Origin of the sequence: Allostreptomyces psammosilenae, assembly GCF_013407765.1 — a bacterium.
GTDB lineage: Bacteria > Actinomycetota > Actinomycetes > Streptomycetales > Streptomycetaceae > Allostreptomyces > Allostreptomyces psammosilenae.
Window position 1 is genome coordinate 869930 of the sequence record NZ_JACBZD010000002.1, and the last position, 18745, is coordinate 888674.

Sequence of the window (18745 nt, forward strand, 5' to 3'; positions counted from 1 at the left end):
AGGCGGGGCGGCGAACGGGAGGAATCAGCAGGCGATGCGGACGAGCCCGTGGCGCGACGGCAGCCGCTCCAGCAGCCCGAGGACCCCGGCCACGCTGGCCCGACCGGCGACCACGCCGTCCGGGCGCACGTACACCAGCCACGGCCCGCCCTGGTACACCTCGCTCTCCGCCGGCGTGCCGTTCACCACCGCGATGTCGCACCCCACCTCGGCGCCGGTGTCCTCCTCGTCGGCCGAGGTGGTGCCCTCGGGCCGGATCCACAGCACGTCCACCAGGTCCTCCACGCCGCGCCCGCGCAGCGCCTCGGCCGCCCGGGCCGCCAGACCGCCGGCCGCGTCCTCGCCCACCGCCAGCAGCGCGTGCCGCCCGGCGGAGAGGTAGCGGTGCAGCGAGGTGGCCTTGGTGCCGTGCAGCGGGATCAACCCGGTGTCCGGCACGCGCCACCCCAGCCGGACCGCCCGGGGCAGCACCCAGGCACCCTGGAGGTCGGCCACGGCCGGGCTGCCGGAGTGGTCCAGCTCCAACTGGGCGAGCTGGGGCAGCATCTGGCGCTCCAGGATCCCGGTGCGGGAGAAGGACTGCATGGCCGCGTCCCGCACCGCGCGGGTGATCGGGTTCTTCAACTGCCAGGCGCGGGCCTGCTGCTCGGCGTGCCGCAGCGCCTGCACGGCGGCCGACCGGCGCTCGGACTCGTAGCTGTCCAACAGCGCCGGGTCGCACCCGCGCAGCACGGCCGCCAGCTTCCAGCCGAGGTCGAAGCCGTCCTGCAGGCCGGTGTTGATGCCCTGCCCGCCGGCCGGGGTGTGCGCGTGCGCCGCGTCGCCCACCAGCAGCACCGGACCGGAGCGGAAGGTCCGGGCCACCTTGCCGTGCACCCGCAGCCGGTGCGACCACCACGCGCCGCGCAGCCGCAGCCGGCCCGGGCCGCGCTCGGTGAGCAGGCGCTGGACCAGTTCCTCCCCGGGCGGGGCGGAGCGCGCGTCCTCCTCCGGGCCCTCGGCGGCCCCGGGCCCGGCGGCGGCCCCACCGGCCCCAGCGGCCCCACCGGCCTCGGCGGTGCGGCCCGCCCCGGCCGCGGCGGCGCCCTCGACACCCTCCCCGACCGGTACGTCGGCCAGGATCCGGTGGCCCCCGTCGGGCAGCGGCAGCAGCGCCAGTATCCCGGCGGGGGTCAGGTGGTACTGCGCCTCGTCCAGCGGGACGGGACCGGCGACGACGCCGTCCGCCACGATCAGCTCCCGGTCACCGTCGTCGCCCTCGAAGGCGATGCCCACGCTGCCGCGCACGAAGCTGTCGATGCCGTCGGCGCCGATCAGCCAGCGGGCGGTGGCCCGCTCCACCGGGCGGTCCGAGCGCCGCAGCGCGACGATGACCGAGCCGTCCTCCGCGCCGGAGCCGCGGACGGTCACCCCGATCGCCTCCGCCTGCCACTCCACCCGCCCGCCGAGCGCGGTCAGCCGGGCGTGCAGCGCCCGCTCCGTCACCGGCTGGGGCACGCACAGCGGGCCGGGGAACGCGGTGCCCTCCAGGCGGCCGAACCGCATCTCGCCGACCCGCTTGCGCCGGGACCAGTAGGAGGCGCCGGCCAGCGGCAGCGCGGCGTCCGCCACCTCCTCCGACACGCCGACCCGCAGCAGGCACTCCATCGCCCCGCTCCACAGCACGGTGGCGCGGGGCGAGTCGTCCGGCCCCGGGCGGCGGTCCACGATCCGCACCGACACGCCGTGGGCCAGCAGGGTGCAGGCGGTGATCAGGCCGGTCGGGCCGGCTCCCACGATCAGGACCTGGGTGTCGTCGATGGTCATGATGCGGTACCTCCGCTGGTTCCGGGGACGCCCTGGAGCGACGGCGGGAGACCCGCCGGATGACTGCGGCGCCGCCGCGGTGCGGCACCATGCGTGCTGACCCGTCGCCGCGCGCGGACGCGGGCGCGGCGCGGTCGGCCGGCGGGCCGGCCGGGCCCGGAGTCAGGGTGTGCGTCGTCGAGCGGTGACGTCGTCGTCGTGGCGGGGCGTCTCACCGGCGGATTCGCGGATGTGCGCCTGCGTGGGTCGGAGAACCGACCGAACCGATATGTGCCATGTCCACCCCCGTCAGATATGGCATCACGCGAAGTTCTGGACATACCATCGCATGCCCGCGTTGACCCATGTCAACGATCTTGGGAAGAATATGGTGGTTTTTTGGAAGACGTCGTGCCGGGGCTCTTCCCCGGCTGTCGTACGGCTGGGCCGCCGCCTCCGGGCCGGCCGGCGGGGGACCGCGCGGGCCGGCCGGGGCGCGCCGTCCGCCTCCCGCTCGGGACGGATTCGCGCTGGTCAGTACGGTGATTCCGGAGGGCATCGGGGTGGGTGCGGCGCCGGCGCGGGCGGTGATCGGCCCGGCCCGACGGCGCGCTGCGCACGCCGGGCGCGGCCGGCGGGCGGAGCGCCCGACTCCGCTTGCCGAGTTCGGCCGGGGAACTCCCGGAACTCTCCGAACTCCCCGGAATTCCGGTCCCGGAAGACCGGAACTGTTAAATCTGGATGAATTCCACCGTACGGGTGGGCGTCCCCGCGATGTGAGGTGCCCGGGTGCTCGCCCGCGGGGTTCACCGGGAGCGACTCAGGCGTCACCGTGCCAGGTGTAGCGGTGCTCCGGGCGGCCCGGTCCGCCGTAGTGCGGCGCCCGCGCGGCGAGCCCCCGCTCGACCAGGTACTCCAGGTACCGCCGCGCCGTGATCCGCGAGACGCCGAGCCGCTCGCCCACCGCGCGGGCGGTGGCGGGCTCCGTGCCCGCCTCGCGCAGCGCCCGCACCGTCGCCGCCAGCGTCTGCTCCCCGATCCCCTTCGGCAGCGAGGGCCGCCCCGGCTCGTGCAGCGCCGCCAGCATCCGGTCCACGTCACCCTGCCCCAGGGCCGTCTCGGCCGTGCGCGTCCGCCGGTGGTACTCGGCGTAGCTCTCCAGCTTGTCCCGGAAGGCGGCGAAGGTGAACGGCTTGAGCAGGTACAGCACGACGCCCTGGGAGACCGCGGCCCGCACCGTCTCCAGCTGCCGGGCCGAGGTCACCGCGATCACGTCAACCGCCGCCCCGCGCGCCCGCAGGGTCCGGCAGATGTCCAGCCCGCCCATGTCCGGCAGGTAGAAGTCCAGCAGCACCAGGTCCACCGGCGTGGTGGCCAGCAGGCGCAGCGCCTCCTCGCCGCGCCTGGCCACCCCGACGACCTCGAAGCCCGGCACGCGCTCGGTGTAGGCGCGGTGGGCGTCGGCGAGCAGCGGGTCGTCCTCGACGACCAGGGTGCGGATCATGGTGGGGCGGTGCTCCTGGGCGGGCGGATGGCTGGGGGCGGACGGGCTTGTCGGGCGCGCGGGCTACTGGAGGCGGTGGGCTGGTGGGGCTGGTCGGGCCGGTGGGGTGGACGGGACCGGCTCGGTCGGCGACGTCCACGGTAGTCCCGGCTCAGCCGGGCGGACAGCCGCCGTGGCCGGCCGGCGCGCCCACCGTCCCGCGGGGCACCCCGCCGACCCGGGCCGGCATCCGCAGCGTGGCGGTGAACACCGTCACCTCCCGGCCCTCCTCCTCCGGGTGCGGCCGGCGGGCCACCCGGACCGTGCCACCGTGCCGCCGCGCCGACTGCCGGGCCAGCGCCAGCCCGAGGCCGCGCCCCTGCCGCCGTCCCGTGGCGCCCTTCGTCGACCAGCCGCGGGTGAACGCCTCCTCGGCGGCCTCCGGCGGCAGCCCCGGCCCGGTGTCGCGGACCGTGACGGTGAGCACCCCCGGCCCCGCGTACTCCACCGGCCCCGCCTCCTGCGCCGCACCGGAGGCGTCGTCCACCCCGGTGGGGTCGTGCGCGCCGGCGGGGCCGTCGGCGCCACCGGTCCGCAGCGACACCCACACCCGGGCGGCCTCCGACCCGGCGGGGCCCGCGGCGCCCGCCGCGCCGGCCGCCGCGTCGATCGCGTTGTCCACCAGGTTGCCGATCACGGTGACCAGGTCGTGTGCCGGCAGGCCCAGCTCCGCCACCCCGCCGTCCGCCGACACGTCCAGCCGCACCCCGCGCTCGTGCGCCTGCGCCGCCTTGCCCAGCAGCAGCGCCGCCACCGCCGGCTCGTCGACCGCGCTCACCACCTCGTCGGTCAGCGCCTGGGTCGCGGCCAGCTCCTCCGTGGCGAACTCCACCGCCTCCCGGGTGCGGCCCAGTTCCACCATGGTCACCACCGTGTGCAGCCGGTTCGCCGCCTCGTGCGCCTGCGCCCGCAGCGACTCGGTGAAGCCGCGCACCGAGTCCAGCTCCGAGGAGACCGCCTCCAGCTCGGTGCGGTCCCGGAAGGTCACCACCGCGCCCAGCTCCCGCCCCTCGTGCACCACCGGCTGCCGGTTGACGATCAGCACCCGGTCGCCCACCAGGTGCATCTCGTCGGCGCCCACCCGCCCGGTCACCAGCCGTTCCACCAGCGCCGCCGGCAGCCCCAGCGTGCCCAACGGCCGGCCCGCCGGATCCGCCACGGCGTCCGCCGCCGGCTGGCCCGGCTGGCCCGGCCGATCGCGCCGGTCGCGCTGGTCCGGCTGGTCCGGCTGGTCCGGCCAGGCCGGGGGCAGGCCCAGCAGCCGCTGCGCCTCGTCGTTGGCGAGGGTCACCCGGCCGTCCGGCGTGAGGATCAGCAGCCCCTCCCGCACCGCGTGCAGCACCGCGTCGTGGTGCTGGTAGAGCCGGGCCAGCTCCTCGGGCCCGAGCCCCAGGGTCTGCCGGTGGATCCGCCGGCTGATCAGCAGCGCCGCCACCGCGGCCAGGCACAGCCCGAGCGCGGAGAAGCCGAGCACCCCCGGGATGCGCGCCCGGAACGACTCGCTCACCCGGTCCACGCCGATGCCCACCGACACCAGCGCCCGGACCCGCCCGCCGTCGTCGGTGACCGGCACCACCGCCCGCACCGAGGGCCCGAGCGTGCCGGTGTACGTCTCGGTGAAGGCCCGCCCGGCCAGCGCCGGCTCCACGTGCCCGAGGAAGCGGCGGCCGATCTCCTCGGGGTTGGTGTGGGTGTACCGGGTGCGGTCCGGCGCCATCACGGTGATGAAGTTGACCCCGGTGGCGGACCGCACCGACTCCGCGAACGGCTGGAGCACGGCGGACGGGTCCGGATCGTCCAGGGCCTGCGTCACGGTCGGCGTGCGCGCCACCGTCCAGGCCACGTCCAGCCCGCGCTGGGCCGCCCGGTCGCGGGCACCGTGCTCCTCCGCCACCAGCGTCAGGGCGGTGGCGGCGAGCACCAGCACGGTGAAGACCAGCAGCTGCAGGCGGAGCAGCCGCCGGCCGAGCGAGCGGTCGCGTCGGGGCGCGGAGCGGAGGGCCACGTGCCCCAGTGTCGCTCCCGTCCCACCCGTACCGAGTTCCCCCGGTGTGGTGAACGTTACGAACGAAACCGCGAAGTCACCGCGGCGCGCGGCGCAAGGTTTCCCCTGCGTGTCACCGCGTTGCGTACGTCACATTCAGGGGGTGGCGTCCATGGACGCGGCGGCGCGCCGACCCGCTCGGCCGCGGCGACGCCGCGCGCCGGGCCGGGTCACCCCGAGAGCCGTTCCCGCAGGAGGTCACCGATGCCCGCCGCACCCTCCGTCGCCGCCACTGGCGACGAGCGCCGCGCCGCCCCGAGCGGCGCCCCGCCGCGCAAGCGCTGGTACCAGCAGCTGTACGTCTGGGTCCTGACCGCGATCGCCGCGGGCATCCTCGTCGGCTACCTGTGGCCGTCGTTCGCCACCGGACTGGAGCCGCTCGGCTCCATGTTCGTCTCGCTGATCAAGATGGTCATCGCCCCGGTGATCTTCCTGACCGTGGTCTCCGGCATCGCCGGCGTCGACGACCTGCGCAAGGTCGGCCGGGTCGGCGTCAAGGCGCTGGTCTACTTCGAGGTCGTCTCCACCGTGGCCCTGGTCCTCGGCCTGGTGGCGGTCAACATCTTCCGGCCGGGCGACGGCGTGCACGCCGACCCGGAGGACATCGCCGTCTCCGACCAGGCCGCCAGCTACATCGAGCAGGGCGAGCACTCCAGCGCCTGGCACTACCTCACGGACTTCGTGCCGAGCAGCTTCGTCGGCGCCTTCGCCGAGGGCGACGTGCTCCAGGTACTGGTCATCGCCGTGCTCTTCGGCTTCGCCATCAAGGCCGTGGGCGCCAAGGCCGCCCCGATCGCGGCCGGCGTGGAGCGGCTGTCGGCGGTCATCTTCAAGATGCTGCACTTCATCATGTACCTGGCCCCGATCGGCGCCTTCGGCGCCATGGCCTACACCATCGGCGAGTACGGCATCGAGACGCTCACCAGCCTCGGCCAGCTGATCGCCCTCTTCTACGGCACCTCGCTGTTCTTCGTGGTCGTGGTGCTCGGCTCGATCGCCGCCGCCAACCGGGTCAACATCTTCCGGCTGCTCGGCTACCTCAAGGACGAGCTGCTGATCGTGCTCGGCACCTCCTCCTCGGAGTCGGTGCTGCCGCAGCTGATGCGCAAGCTGGAGAACCTCGGCGCGCCGAAGCCGGTCGTCGGCCTGGTGGTGCCGACCGGCTACTCCTTCAACCTCGACGGCACCTCGATCTACCTCACCCTCGGCGCGATGTTCGTCGCCCAGGCCACCGACTCCGACCTCTCCCTCGGCCAGCAGCTGGCGCTGCTCGCGGTGCTGCTGCTGACCTCCAAGGGCGCGGCCGGCGTCACCGGCTCCGGGTTCATCGTGCTGGCGGCCACCCTCTCCACGGTCGGCACCGTGCCGGTCGCCGGAATCATGCTGATCTTCGGCATCGACAAGTTCATGAGCGAGTGCCGGGCCCTGACCAACGTCACCGGCAACAGCCTGGCCAGCATCGTGGTCGCCAACTGGGAGGGCGTGATGGACCACGACCGGGCCCGCAAGGTGCTCAGCGGCCAGCCCGTCCCGCCGCTGGAGGACGCGGCCGCTGCCACCGCCCCGGCCGCCGGTGACCGGGCGGACGACGACCGGGCGGACGACGACCCGGCGGCGGACGCGGAGGACGGCGCGCGCCCCGACCTGGAGAAGGTCCCGGCGGCAGGCGCCGCCCGCTGACACACCACTGAGACAGCGCACCGGCGACCACCCCCCGCCCGGAGTCCGTGCGGGGGCTCCGGAACCGGCCCGCCGGCCCGAACCCCTCCTCGGGCCGGCGGGCCCTCCGCGTCCCGGCCGGCTCAGATGCCGACGATCTTGAACGGGGCGGTTCGCTGGTGGTCGGCGCACAGCTTCGTCATGTCGTCCACGTCGGAGGTGACGAGCATGACGGCGCCGGGCTGGTCGAGGGCGGTGGCCGCCACCACCGCGTCGATCGCGTACCTGTGGCCGTGGAGCCCGGCGTTGAGCAGCAGCGTGGACGCCTGTCCGGCGATCTCCGCCGAGACCGGCACCAGCTTGATCGCCGACAGGTACCAGTTGAGCTGCGCCTCGCGTACCCGGGCGTGCCTCACCTCGACCACCGTCAGCGTGCTGGCGACGATCCGCATGCCCTCCGCGCGAGCCCGCTGCCAGCGCCTCGCCTCGATGCGGTCGCCTTCGACGAGCTTGGAGAGCCCCTGGCTGTCGAGGACGACAGCCCCGCCCTTCAGCTCGCGCGCCTGTCGTGCGATTCCGTCCGGTCTCCGGTCTGGTCGAAGTCGAAGTCCGCGTCGACGTGGTCGATCACGTCCTGCGGGAACGGGCCGTGCTCGCGCACGTGGGAGGCGACCACCTCGTCGATGACCGCCGCACGGAGCTCGTCCTCCACGAGCTCGGTGACGAAGGCGGAGATCCCTCGTTTGCCCACGTGGTTGCGGAGGGCGGTGGCGGTTCCCTTGGGCATCGACACGCTTATCACCGTGGCGGGGCCGGTGCCGACGGCGTAGTCGTCTTCCGTAGTCGTCATGCGACTACTTTAGCAAAGCGATTCATAAAATCCTGCGGGGGTAACCGGCGGGACCTGTGGTCGTCGACCCAGCACCTAAGCTGCTGAATGTGGAACTACGCCATCTGGAGCACTTCGTCGCCGTCGCCGAGGAGCAGCACTTCACCCGGGCCGCCGAGCGGCTGCACATCGCGCAGTCCGGGCTCTCCGCCTCCGTCCGCGCCCTGGAGCGGGAGATGGGCGTGGACCTGTTCACCCGCTCCACCCGCCGGGTGCAGCTCACCGACGCCGGCCGGATCCTGCTGACCGAGGCCCGCCGCACCCTCGCCGCCGCCGCGCGGGCGCGGGAGGCCGTGGCGGCGATGCGCGGCCTGCTCACCGGACGCCTCACCGTCGGCACCGAGCAGTGCCTCGGCGTCACCGACCCGGTCGGCCTGCTGGCCGACTTCCGGGTGCGCCACCCCGGCGTGCAGGTGCACATGGACCAGGCGGGCTCCGGGCGGCTGCTGGAGCAGGTGCGGACCGGCTCCATGGACCTGGCGTTCGTCTCCTCCGACACGCCCCCGGAGGGGGTGCGGCTGCTGCCGATGGCGGCCGAGCCGATGGTGCTGCTGTGCCGGGCCGACCACGCGCTGGCCGACCACGCCCGGGTGGATCCCGGGCGCGCGGGAGAGGTCCCCGTGCCGCTGGAGTGGTCCCGCCTGGACGGGCACACCTTCGTGGACTTCCACCCGGACTGGGGCGCCCGGCAGGCCGTGGACGGGGCCTTCGCCGCCGCCGGGGTGCGACGTGTCGTCGCCATGCAGGTCGGCGACGTGCACACCCTGCTGGACCTGGTCACCAGGGGGATGGGGGCGGCGGTGGTGCCGCTGCCGGTGACCCACAAGGAACAGGCCAAGGGGCTGTGCCGGATCCCGCTGGCCGGCGACGCCCTGTGGCGGGTGTGGGTCGCCATGCCCGCCACCGGCCGCCCCAGCCCGGCCGCCGCCGCCCTGCTCGCGGACCTGACCGACGCCGAAGCGCCCCGGGCGGGCGACGCCGAACCCGAGGAGACGGCCGAGCCCGCCGTGGCCCGGCGCTGATTGATCGCCGTGGGCGATGGAAGCGTTCTCGGATCCGTGTTGGACGGATCCGGCCAGCCGGCGGAAGAGTGGTGGCCGGAGCAGGCCAGTGCCGACCGCTGTGTCAGGCAGCGGAGGGCCGCTCCCCGTCTGTAGGTCTTTGGAGGCCAATCCCCATGCGCACGCGTTCCCTCGGGCCCGTACAGGTGAGCGCCATCGGTCTCGGTGCCATGCCCATGAGCATCGAGGGCCGGCCCAACGAGCAGCGCTCCATCGCCACCATCCACGCCGCGCTGGACGCCGGCGTCACCCTGATCGACACGGCCGACGCCTACCACCGCGACGCCGACGAGGTCGGCCACAACGAGCTGCTGATCGCCAAGGCGCTGGCCGCGCGCGGTCGCGACGCCGAGGGCGTGCTGGTCGCGACCAAGGGCGGCCACCTGCGGCCGGGCGACGGCAGCTGGACGCAGAACGGCCACCCGGACCACCTGCGCGCCGCCTGCGAGGCGTCGCTCGACCGCCTCGGGGTGGAGGCCATCGGTCTCTACCAGTTCCACCGCCCGGACCCGGCCGTGCCCTACGCCGACTCCATCGGCGCCCTGAAGGAGCTGCACGACGCCGGCAAGATCCGGCTGGCCGGCATCTCCAACGCCGACTCCGACCAGATCCGGCTGGCCCGCGACATCCTCGGTGACGCGCTGGTCTCCGTGCAGAACCAGTTCTCCCCGGCGTTCCGCAGCAGCGAGCCGGAGCTGGAGCTGTGCACCGAACTGGGGCTGGCCTTCCTGCCGTGGAGCCCGCTGGGCGGCATCGGCAAGGCCACCGGCCTCGGCGACAGCTACGAGCGCTTCGGGCGGATCGCCAAGGAACTGGAGGTGAGCCCGCAGCGGGTGTGCCTGGCCTGGATGCTCGGCAAGTCGCCGGTGGTCGTGCCGATCCCGGGGGCGAGCCGTCCGGAGACCATCCGCGACTCGGCCCTGGCCGCCGAACTCGAGCTGACCGCCGAGCAGATCCGCGAGCTGGACGCCACCGGCTGAGCGCCGGCCGGTCCGATCCCGCCGGCCGGCCTGGTCGCGGTGGCCGGCGAGCTCCCGGTGGCCGGCCCCGGGGACCCTCCCGGGGCCGGCCGCGGGGGCGTCCCGGTAGGCGTCCCCGTGGGGTTGGCGCCCGGGGAGGTCACCTGTCCCGGACGGCCGGGCCGGCCCCGGGCGGCGGGGTGCCGCGGAGCAGCATCGCCGTCAGGTCCTCGGCGGAGACCGGCCGGGCGAAGTACCAGCCCTGCGCCAGGTCGCAGTCGGCCGCCCGCAACCCGCTGACCTGCTCCTCCCGCTCCACCCCCTCCGCCGTGACGGTGATCCCGAGGGAGTGCGCGAGGCGCACCAGCGCCGTGACGATGGTGTCGTTGCGGCTGCCCGACCGGTCCGTCGTGCCGAATCCCTGCACGAACATGCCGTCCAGCTTCAGCGCGTGCACCGGCAGCATGCTGAGGTAGGCGAGGTTCGAGTACCCGGTGCCGAAGTCGTCGATGGCGATCCGCACGCCGGCGTGGGCCAGCTCGTTCAGCGCCTCGACCGGCCGGCCGGCGTCGCCGAGCAGGTCGCTCTCGGTGAGCTCGAGTTGCAGCAGCGCGGGCGGCAGCCCGCTCACCTCCAGGGCCCGCAGCACGTCGCGGACGACGTCCGACTCCCACATCTGCCGCACGGTCAGGTTGACGCTGAGGAACGGGCACTCTCGTCCGATCGCGGCGGCCCACTCGGCGGCGCGGGAGCACGCCTCGGTCAGGATCCAGCGGCCCAGCGGCACGATCGCGCCGGTCTCCTCGGCCAGGCCGATGAAGACGCTGGGCGCGATCCGGCCGAGCCTGGGGTGGTTCCACCGCACCAGCGCCTCCACGCCGCGCAGCGCCCCGTCCCGCAGGTCCACCAGGGGTTGGTACTCCAGGTGGAACTCGCCCTGCTCGATCGCCGGCCGCATGGTGGTGGCCAGCCGCTGCCGGGTGACCTCGCGGGCGGCGCGGTCGGGCTCCCAGCAGCGCCAGCGCCCCTTCCCCTCGTGCTTGGCCCAGTACAGGCTGGCGTCGGCGGCCGTCATCAGCTCGGCCGGGGTCGTCTGGGCGGCGGCCTGTTCGACGACGCCGATGCTCGCCGAGACGCTGACCCGCTGGCCGCCGATCTCGAACGGCGCGTCCAGCGCGCGCAGCACCTCCTCGGCGATCGCGGTCACCTGCGCCAGGCCGGTGGAGCGTTCCACCAGCACGACGAACTCGTCCCCGCCCATCCGGGCGATCAGCCGGTCGGCGGCCCCGATGCGGTCGGCGAGCCGGTCGGCGACGTGGGCCAGCAGGTCGTCGCCCATGTGGTGGCCAAGGGTGTCGTTGACGGCCTTGAAGCCGTCGAGGTCGAGGTAGCAGACGCCGACCCGGGCGTCCTGGCCGCTGGTCGCGGCCTCCAGGCGTTCGAAGAACAACGCCCGGTTGGGCAGGCCGGTCAGCGGGTCGTGCTGCGCCTGGTGCCGGAGCCGCTCCTGGAGTTCGTGCTGCTCGGAGATGTCCTCGACGAGGGAGAGGGTGTAGACGGGCTGCCCGGTGGCGTCCCGGATCAGGCTCATCGTCATGCTGGTCCACAGCAGCCGGCCGCTGCTGTGCCGGAAGCGGCGGCGGAGCTTGACCCGGTCGACCCGGCCGGCCAGCAGGTCGCGGTGGCGGGCCGCGGCCTCCTCCGCGCCCTCCTGGTCGGGGTGCAGCAGGTCGGCGTCGTGCAGGGCCGCGGCGGCCGGCCGGCTGTGCCCGATCATCTGGGCGAACGCCTGGTTGACCATCACCGTGCGGCCTTCCAGGTCGCCGAGCCGGATGCCGATGCCGGACTCGTCGAAGACGGCGCGGAAGCGCTCCTCGCCGGTGAAGGGGTCGGCGTCGAGCCGGCGGAGCTCCGCGGCGCGTTCCGGGGCTGGTTCCGACGCTGGTTCCGGGGCCGGTTCGTCCGGCGCGTCGTCCGTCGGGGCGCTGGTGGCCGTGGTGGTGGCGGTGTCGGTCGCCGCGTCGGTCGCGTTCTCCGCCGGGGTCTCCTTCCGCTGTCCCGTCGGCTGCTCCGCCGGGCCCTGCGCGGGTGCTCGCTCCGGTGTCTCCACGGGCGCCCCCAAAGGAACGGCGCCCGTGAAAGGGCCGGTGGCCGATGTCACAGTCCCCTCCTCGCACGGTCCGGTGGCGTCGGACTCCATGGACCCCAGCTACGCAATGTAGCGCTCCAACGGCGCAACGTTTCCCGGTTTTCGAAGGTTCGAACACCGCAGAATCCGTACTTTCCATAGCAAAACGTCGCGCAGTCGGCATGTGTGGTGGGCGGCGCGGGTAGATCGTCCGTGGGGGTTATGGCGGGGACCCTTGATCGAACCCTGGTGGGTGGTCAGCCGTTGCGGCTCCCCTCCGGGGCAGTCAGAAGACGGGCCTGACGTGCGAGTTCATACGCCCGGGTCACCCAGGTGCGGGTCTCCGTGATAGTTAGGTTAGGCTTGCCTTCGTTTTCGAGGTGCCGCGTTCCGCGCCCTCGAAGGTGCCCTCGTCATGTCCAAGAGGGCTGGCGCGAAAAATTTCCCCCGAAGGAAGGTGGGCAGAGCAGATGGCCGAAATGCGCATCGAAGGCTCCGTCGCACTGGTGACCGGGGCGGCGGCGGGCATCGGTGCCGCCGTCGCCCGGGGACTGGCCCTGGAGGGCGTCGCCGTCACCGCGGCGGACCTCGACGCGGAGGGCGTCCATACCGTCGCGGAGGCGATCCGCGCCGGAGGCGGCGAGGTCTGCGCGCAGCCGCTCGACGTCACCGACCCGGATGCCGTGGAACGCGTACTGGACGCCGTGGAATCCCGGTTCGGCCCCGTGGACATCCTGGTCAACGTGGCGGGCGTGCTGACGCCCGGTCCGGTGGTGGAGACCACCGACGAGGCGTGGACCCGCACCTTCGCGGTCAACGCCACCGGCGTCTTCCACACCTCCCGCGCGGTCGCCCGCCGGATGGTGCCGCGCCGACGCGGACACATCGTCACCGTCGCCTCCAACGCAGCCGGCACGCCACGCGCGGGCATGGCGGCCTACGCCGCCTCCAAGGCCGCCGCCGCGCACTTCACGCGCTGCCTCGGGCTCGAACTGGCGCCGCACGGCATCCGCTGCAACACCGTCTCACCGGGCTCCACGGACACCGCCATGCAGCGGGCGCTCTGGCCGGAGGAGGCGCGGCGCGACCCACGGGCCGAGCGTGCCGCCCTGGAGAAGGTGCTCGTCGGCGACCTCGCGGCCTTCCGCACGGGCGTGCCGATCGGGCGCATCGCCCAGCCGGAGGACATCGCGGACGCCGTGCTGTTCGTGCTCTCCGACCGGGCGCGGCACGTCGTCATGGAGGACCTGTACGTGGACGGGGGCGCCACGCTGCACGTCTGACGCGGCGGCCGGGCACGCCGCCGGGTGAACCCGGGGCCTGGACGGGCTCGACGGAACGCCACCGACCCGGGGACGGGACGGCGCCGGCCCCGTCGCGGGCGCCGCGCGGATCGCGCCACCAGCCACTGGGCCGGAGCCACCCGGGCCGGAGCCGTCAGCCACTGGACCGGAGCCGCCGGATCCGATCGACCACCAGGGCCGGTGGAGCCGCCAGGGCAGGAGCAGTCACCAGGGTCAGCGCACCACCACAGAGAGCATCAGCGTTCGCTACCGGCACGGCGCACCACACGAGACGCCCCGCACACCCCGCACCTCACCCACCCCACGAGCAACACCCGTAGGGGGCCCGAAGGGGGACCCCCTTATTTCAACCTTGGCACGAAACAGCGACCCACCGCAGCCCCCGACTTTCCGCCTGTGGATAACTCCGCCCCAGCGAGATCAGCCCGAGGGGTGGAGGCGGCGGCCACAGGCTCCAGGAACTCCCACCGGTCTCCCGCCGAGTCGCCCCCGCCCCATCCGCACCGCCAACACGGCTCGCACCACTAACACCGCCCGGACCCCATCACGGCCCGCACCCCATCACGGCCCGCACCCCATCACGGCCCGCACCCCAAGACCACCCAGACCACCAAGACCGTCCGCACTACCAACGCCACCTGCACCACCAACACCCCCACTTGCACCACCAACGCACCACCAACACCCCCACCCCCCACCCGCCCCCCCGCCCTGCCGCCAGCCGTGATCCGGCCACCCGTGCACGGGGCGCCAGGCCGCCACTCGTCCGCGCCTGCCCCGAACCACCACCCCAGGCAGACCATCCCTGCGGAGAACCCCATGCAGCACACCACCGCCCCCGCGCAGCCCTGGATACCCCGGCAGAGCCGCCCGGAGACCGCCGCCCACGTCGCCGACCTCCTCGCGGCATACCGTCCCGGCGGCTCCTGGTTCCTCAGCACCCCGCGCGGCGCGCTCCTCGCCCGCGGCGTCCGGGCGTCCGTCCCGGCCACGGGGGACACGCCCCTGCGCCAGCGCGTCGCGGAAACCCTGCGGAGCGCGCGGGCGGCGGGGGCGGACCACCCGATCGTCATCGGTGCTGTCCCCTTCGACCCGGACGACCGCGAGCACCCCCCGCACCTGGTGGTGCCGGCATCCGTGCAGCGGGCGCTCCCGCTGCCGGTCGACGAGTGGCCGACCGGCCGCCGCCCGCTGACCAACCCGGCCGACCCCGCGAACCGGGCCACCCCCGCGAACCCCGGCAACCCGGTACCGGGAGAGGCGGCGGGCGGTGGCTGGCTGGTCACCCCGGATCCGGCGCCCGAGGTCTACCGCGCGGCCGTCGCCGAGGCGGTCCGGCGGATGGGTGCCGGCGAGCTGGAGAAGGTCGTGCTCTCCCGCTCGCTCCGCCTTGAACCCGCCGGTGGCCCCGGCACCGCGCCGCTGGACCTGCCCCGGATGCTGCGCGCCCTGGCCCGCCGCGATCCCGGCGGCCACACCTTCGCCTTCGACCTGCCGGCGCGCGCCCACCACGGCGCCACCGGCCCCCGCGCCTACCCGGGCCCGCGCACCCTCATCGGCGCCAGCCCGGAACTGCTGGTGTCCCGGCACGGCACCACCCTCACCGCCAACCCGCTCGCCGGCTCCATCGCCCGCGCGACGGACCCGGCCGAGGACCACGCGCGCGGCCAGCGGCTGCTCGCCTCCGCCAAGGACCGGCACGAGCACGCCGTGGTGATCCGGTCCATCACCGAGGCGCTCTCCCCGCTGTGCGCGGAGCTGGACGTGCCCGCAGAACCGTCCCTGCTGCGCACCGCCACGATGTGGCACCTGTCCACCCGGATCACCGGACGGCTCGCCGACCGCACCGTCAGCTCCTTCGACCTGGCCTGCGCGATGCACCCAACCCCGGCCGTCTGCGGCCGGCCCACCGACCGCGCCCGGCGCCTCATCGGCGAGCTGGAGCCCTTCGAGCGCGGCTGGTTCACCGGAATGGTCGGCTGGTGCGACGCCGACGGGGACGGCGAGTGGATCGTCACCATCCGCTGCGCCGAGGCGGAACGCGACTCCCTGCGGCTGTTCGCCGGCGCCGGCATCGTCGTGGGCTCCGACCCGGACGCCGAACTCGCCGAGACCTCCGCGAAGTTCCGCACCTTCCTGCTGGCGGCCGGCGTGGAGCGCCCCCTCGACTGACCGCCCGTCCCACCGCCCCACCCAGCCCCACCGCCACGCCACGCCGATCACCTCGGTCGTCCCGCCCGTGAAGACTGGAAGGACCGTCAACGATGCTGCCCGGATGCACCCCCTGGCCGCCGGAGTACGCCGCCCGCTACCGCGCCGCCGGCCACTGGACGGGGCAGACCCTGCACGGAATGCTCCGCGCCCGAGCCGTCGCCCACCCCGACCGCGTCGCCGTGGTCAGCGGCGACCGTCGCTGGACCTACGCCGAACTCGACGCCCGGGCGATCTGGCTGGCGGCGGCCTGGCACCGGCGCGGGCTGCGGGCCGGTGACCGCGTCGTCGTCCAGCTGCCCAACACCGCCGAGTTCCTGGAGGTGATCTTCGCGCTGTTCCGGCTCGGCGCCCTGCCGGTCTACGCGCTGCCCAGCCACCGGCACAGCGAGATCACCCACTTCTGCACGGCAACCGGCGCCGTCGGCTACGTCACCACCGGCCGGCACGCCGGCTTCGACCACCGGCTGCTCGCCGCGCACGCCGTCCAGCACTGCCCCCGGCTCCGCCACGTGGTGATCGCCGGCACCGGGGACGACGCCGCGCCCGGTGGCGCGCCCGGTGCCGGGCCCGGTTCCGCGCCCGAGGAGCTGCCGTTCGGTGCCGTCTCGCTCGACGCGCTGCGGGCCGAGGGCAGGGAGGCCGGCGCCGCCGCCCTGGCCGAGGTGCCCGAGCCCGACCCGGCCGACATCGCCTTCCTCCAGCTCTCCGGCGGCTCCACCGGACTGCCCAAGTTCATCCCCCGCACCCACGACGACTACCTGTACTCGGTGCGGGCCAGCGCGGAGATCTGCGGGCTGGGACCGGACACCGTGCTGATGTGCGTGCTGCCGATGGCGCACAACTTCCCGATGTCCTCGCCCGGCTTCCTCGGCGCGCTGCACGCCGGCGGGCGCGTCGTGCTCGCCCCGCGGGCCACCCCCGCTGAGGCGTTCGCGCTGATCGCCGCCGAGCGGGTCACCATCACCTCGCTCGTCCCCCCGCTCGCCCTGCTCTGGCTGGACGCCGCCGAGGCCGCCCGGGCGCAGGGCGCCCCCGACGCGCTGCCGGACCTCGGCAGCCTGCGGGTGCTCCAGGTGGGGGGCGCCAAGTTCAGCGAGCAGGCCGCCCGGCGCGTCCGCCCGGTGCTCGGCTGCGACCTCCAGCAGGTGTTCGGCATGGCCGAGGGGCTCGTCAACTACACCCGGCTCGACGACCCGGAGGAGGTGCGCTGCACCACGCAGGGCCGCCCGATCTCCCCGGACGACGAGGTGCGGGTCGTCGACGACGAGGACCGCGACGTCCCCGACGGCACCCCCGGCCACCTGCTCACCCGCGGCCCCTACACCATCCGCGGCTACTACAGCCCGGACGGCGCCGCCGACGCCCACAACGCCGCGGCCTTCACCCCCGACGGCTACTACCGCACCGGCGACGTGGTCCGCCGCACCCCGGACGGCTACCTGGTCGTCGAGGGCCGGGCCAAGGACCAGATCAACCGCGGCGGGGAGAAGATCGCCGCCGAGGAGGTGGAGAACCACCTGCTCGCCCACCCGGACGTGCACGACGCGGCCGTCGTCGCCATGCCGGACGACTACCTCGGCGAACGCACCTGCGCCTTCGTCGTCCCGCGCGCACCCCGCGACCAGGCCCCGTCCGGGATCGCCCTGAAGGCGTTCCTGCGCGGGCGCGGGCTCGCCGACTACAAGATCCCCGACCGGGTGGAGATCACCGAGGCGTTCCCGCGGACGCACGTCGGCAAGGTCAGCAAGCGCGAGCTGCGGCAGGCGCTGCGCGCCCAGCTCCTGGCGCGGGCCGACTCCGCGGCCTCCTGACCCGGCGACATCCGGGAACTCCGCCGACCCCCGGGAACTCCGCCGACCCCCGGGAACCCCGCGGCACCCAGAACTCCGGCGGGGCCCGCCCCGTGGCCCGGGTGGGCCCCGCCGGAACCCGACTCCTCCCCGGCCGCCCCGCTTCACCGGCTTCACCCGCTCCACCCCGCACGCCCCAGCCCAGCACGAAAGGCCGAGCCGCCATGGCACTGCCGTCCATCGCCCCCTACGCCCTGCCCACCGAGGACGAGCTGCCCCCCGCCCGGGTCCCGTGGACCATCGACCCGGGCCGCGCCGCCCTGCTGGTGCACGACATGGAACGCCACTTCGTGGACGCCTTCCCCCAGGGCGCCGAGCCGATCCGCACCGCCGTCGCCCACATCGCCACCCTCACCGCGGCCGCCCGCGCCGCCGGCACCCCCGTCATCTACTGCGCCCAACCGTCCGGCCAGACGCCCGCGCAGCGCGGCCTGCAACTGGAGTGGTGGGGGCCGGGCGTCGGCGACGACCCGGCGCGGGCCGCCGTCATCGACGAACTCACGCCGCTGCCCGGCGACGTCACCCTCACCAAGTGGCGCTACAGCGCCTTCCAGCGCACCCGGCTGGCGGAACTGCTGGCCGAGCGGGGGCGCGACCAGCTCGTCGTCACCGGGATCTACGCCCACATCGGCTGCCTGATGACCGCCGCGGACGCCTTCCAGCGCGACATCCAGGCATTCCTGGTGGCCGACGCCGTCGCCGACTTCAGCCCGGAGGAGCACCGGCAGGCGCTGCGCTGGGCGGCCGGGCGCTGCGCCGTCGTCCTGTCCACCCGCCGGGCCGCCGCCCAGCTCGGTGACCCCGGCCGGCGGCCGGACGCGGCGGAGACCGCGCCGCCGTCGCTCGCCGGAGCGCCGACCGGCTCCTGACCCGGCGACGGCCCCGCGGCGGCCTCCCGCGACGGCTCCCGCGACGGCCCCCCGCGACGGCTCCCGGGATGGCCCCCCCGCGACGCCCGACGCCCCCGCCCCACCCCGCACGTCCAACCGCCCCGTTCACCCTCACGCCCCACCCGCCCCGGAGGAACCCATGACCACCACCCCCCTCACCCGGGAGTCCGTCCGCGCGGACATCGCCGCGCTGCTCGGCGAGTCGCCGGCCGACATCGCGGACGACGTCGACCTGCTGCTGCTCGGCCTGGACTCCATCCGCCTGATGACGCTGGTCGAACGGTGGCGCCGGGCCGGCGTGGACGTCTCCTTCGTCGACCTGGCCGAACGCCCCACCCTCGCCGACTGGTGGCGGCTGCTCGCCGACCGGCTCCCCACCGCCTGACCGGCCCCCGGCCCCATCCGCCCCGGAGCACCGC

General features: G+C 74.8%; 14 protein-coding genes. 8 read left to right on the forward strand and 6 right to left on the reverse strand.

What is annotated here, in order from left to right:
- Positions 1-24 precede the first annotated feature (24 nt).
- The 3 genes from FHU37_RS26065 to FHU37_RS26075 form a co-directional block, all read right to left on the reverse strand.
- On the reverse strand, positions 25-1806 hold the full coding sequence (locus FHU37_RS26065; RefSeq protein WP_179817086.1) for an FAD-dependent monooxygenase: 1782 nt from the start codon (positions 1804-1806) through the stop codon (positions 25-27).
- A gap of 799 nt (positions 1807-2605) precedes the next feature.
- Positions 2606-3289: a response regulator gene (locus FHU37_RS26070; RefSeq protein ID WP_179817087.1), complete on the reverse strand. Its 684-nt coding sequence runs from the start codon at positions 3287-3289 to the stop codon at positions 2606-2608.
- Between the two features lie 151 nt (positions 3290-3440).
- Positions 3441-5333 carry a sensor histidine kinase gene (locus FHU37_RS26075; RefSeq protein WP_312892872.1) on the reverse strand — a complete coding sequence of 631 codons (1893 nt, stop codon included), beginning with the start codon at positions 5331-5333 and terminating at the stop codon, positions 3441-3443.
- A 243-nt stretch (positions 5334-5576) separates the two neighbouring features.
- Between FHU37_RS26075 and dctA the strand changes: the two genes are divergently transcribed.
- Positions 5577-7052, forward strand: a complete 1476-nt coding sequence (dctA, locus tag FHU37_RS26080; protein ID WP_179817088.1) for a C4-dicarboxylate transporter DctA — start codon at positions 5577-5579, stop codon at positions 7050-7052.
- A gap of 122 nt (positions 7053-7174) precedes the next feature.
- Here the strand turns inward: dctA and FHU37_RS26085 are convergent, their stop codons facing one another.
- Positions 7175-7606 (reverse strand): type II toxin-antitoxin system VapC family toxin, encoded by a 432-nt coding sequence (locus tag FHU37_RS26085; protein WP_179817404.1) that lies wholly within the window; start codon positions 7604-7606, stop codon positions 7175-7177.
- Positions 7582-7881, reverse strand: coding sequence for a hypothetical protein (locus FHU37_RS26090; RefSeq protein WP_179817089.1), 300 nt, complete (start codon positions 7879-7881; stop codon positions 7582-7584). Before FHU37_RS26090 ends, FHU37_RS26085 begins: the two co-directional genes overlap by 25 nt.
- A gap of 89 nt (positions 7882-7970) precedes the next feature.
- Between FHU37_RS26090 and FHU37_RS26095 the strand changes: the two genes are divergently transcribed.
- Together FHU37_RS26095 and FHU37_RS26100 are read left to right on the forward strand one after the other, a co-directional pair.
- The gene (locus tag FHU37_RS26095) at positions 7971-8942 is read left to right on the forward strand and encodes a LysR family transcriptional regulator (protein ID WP_179817090.1); all 972 of its coding nucleotides are present in this window, start codon (positions 7971-7973) and stop codon (positions 8940-8942) included.
- Positions 8943-9097: 155 nt separating this feature from the next.
- Entirely contained in the window at positions 9098-9961 is an 864-nt protein-coding gene (locus tag FHU37_RS26100) for an aldo/keto reductase (protein ID WP_179817091.1), read from the forward strand.
- Positions 9962-10100: 139 nt separating this feature from the next.
- On the opposite strand, the gene FHU37_RS26105 is transcribed toward FHU37_RS26100, so the two are convergent.
- A complete protein-coding gene (locus tag FHU37_RS26105) occupies positions 10101-12050 on the reverse strand; it encodes a putative bifunctional diguanylate cyclase/phosphodiesterase (protein WP_312892873.1) in 1950 nt (649 codons plus the stop codon).
- 488 nt (positions 12051-12538) lie between these two features.
- On the opposite strand from FHU37_RS26105, the gene FHU37_RS26110 reads away from it, so the two are divergent.
- From FHU37_RS26110 to FHU37_RS26130, 5 genes are all read left to right on the forward strand, one after another.
- A complete protein-coding gene (locus tag FHU37_RS26110; RefSeq protein WP_179817093.1) occupies positions 12539-13351 on the forward strand; it encodes a 2,3-dihydro-2,3-dihydroxybenzoate dehydrogenase in 813 nt (270 codons plus the stop codon).
- A gap of 840 nt (positions 13352-14191) precedes the next feature.
- On the forward strand, positions 14192-15544 hold the full coding sequence (locus FHU37_RS26115; protein ID WP_179817094.1) for an isochorismate synthase: 1353 nt from the start codon (positions 14192-14194) through the stop codon (positions 15542-15544).
- Between the two features lie 92 nt (positions 15545-15636).
- Positions 15637-17397: a (2,3-dihydroxybenzoyl)adenylate synthase gene (locus FHU37_RS26120; protein WP_179817095.1), complete on the forward strand. Its 1761-nt coding sequence runs from the start codon at positions 15637-15639 to the stop codon at positions 17395-17397.
- Positions 17398-17600: 203 nt separating this feature from the next.
- Positions 17601-18305: an isochorismatase family protein gene (locus FHU37_RS26125; protein ID WP_179817096.1), complete on the forward strand. Its 705-nt coding sequence runs from the start codon at positions 17601-17603 to the stop codon at positions 18303-18305.
- A gap of 160 nt (positions 18306-18465) precedes the next feature.
- Positions 18466-18711 (forward strand): phosphopantetheine-binding protein, encoded by a 246-nt coding sequence (locus tag FHU37_RS26130; RefSeq protein WP_179817097.1) that lies wholly within the window; start codon positions 18466-18468, stop codon positions 18709-18711.
- The last annotated feature ends 34 nt before the right edge of the window (positions 18712-18745 follow it).

Bases quoted from the DNA above. Each gene is read 5' to 3' on its own strand.
- FHU37_RS26125 (WP_179817096.1), top strand. From the start codon at position 17,601: ATGGCACTGCCGTCCATCGCCCCCTACGCCCTGCCCACCGAGGACGAG.
- FHU37_RS26110 (WP_179817093.1), top strand. From the start codon at position 12,539: ATGGCCGAAATGCGCATCGAAGGCTCCGTCGCACTGGTGACCGGGGCG.
- FHU37_RS26065 (WP_179817086.1), bottom strand. From the start codon at position 1,806: ATGACCATCGACGACACCCAGGTCCTGATCGTGGGAGCCGGCCCGACC.
- FHU37_RS26100 (WP_179817091.1), top strand. From the start codon at position 9,098: ATGCGCACGCGTTCCCTCGGGCCCGTACAGGTGAGCGCCATCGGTCTC.
- FHU37_RS26130 (WP_179817097.1), top strand. From the start codon at position 18,466: ATGACCACCACCCCCCTCACCCGGGAGTCCGTCCGCGCGGACATCGCC.
- FHU37_RS26070 (WP_179817087.1), bottom strand. From the start codon at position 3,289: ATGATCCGCACCCTGGTCGTCGAGGACGACCCGCTGCTCGCCGACGCC.
- FHU37_RS26115 (WP_179817094.1), top strand. From the start codon at position 14,192: ATGCAGCACACCACCGCCCCCGCGCAGCCCTGGATACCCCGGCAGAGC.
- FHU37_RS26120 (WP_179817095.1), top strand. From the start codon at position 15,637: ATGCTGCCCGGATGCACCCCCTGGCCGCCGGAGTACGCCGCCCGCTAC.
- dctA (WP_179817088.1), top strand. From the start codon at position 5,577: ATGCCCGCCGCACCCTCCGTCGCCGCCACTGGCGACGAGCGCCGCGCC.
- FHU37_RS26090 (WP_179817089.1), bottom strand. From the start codon at position 7,881: ATGACGACTACGGAAGACGACTACGCCGTCGGCACCGGCCCCGCCACG.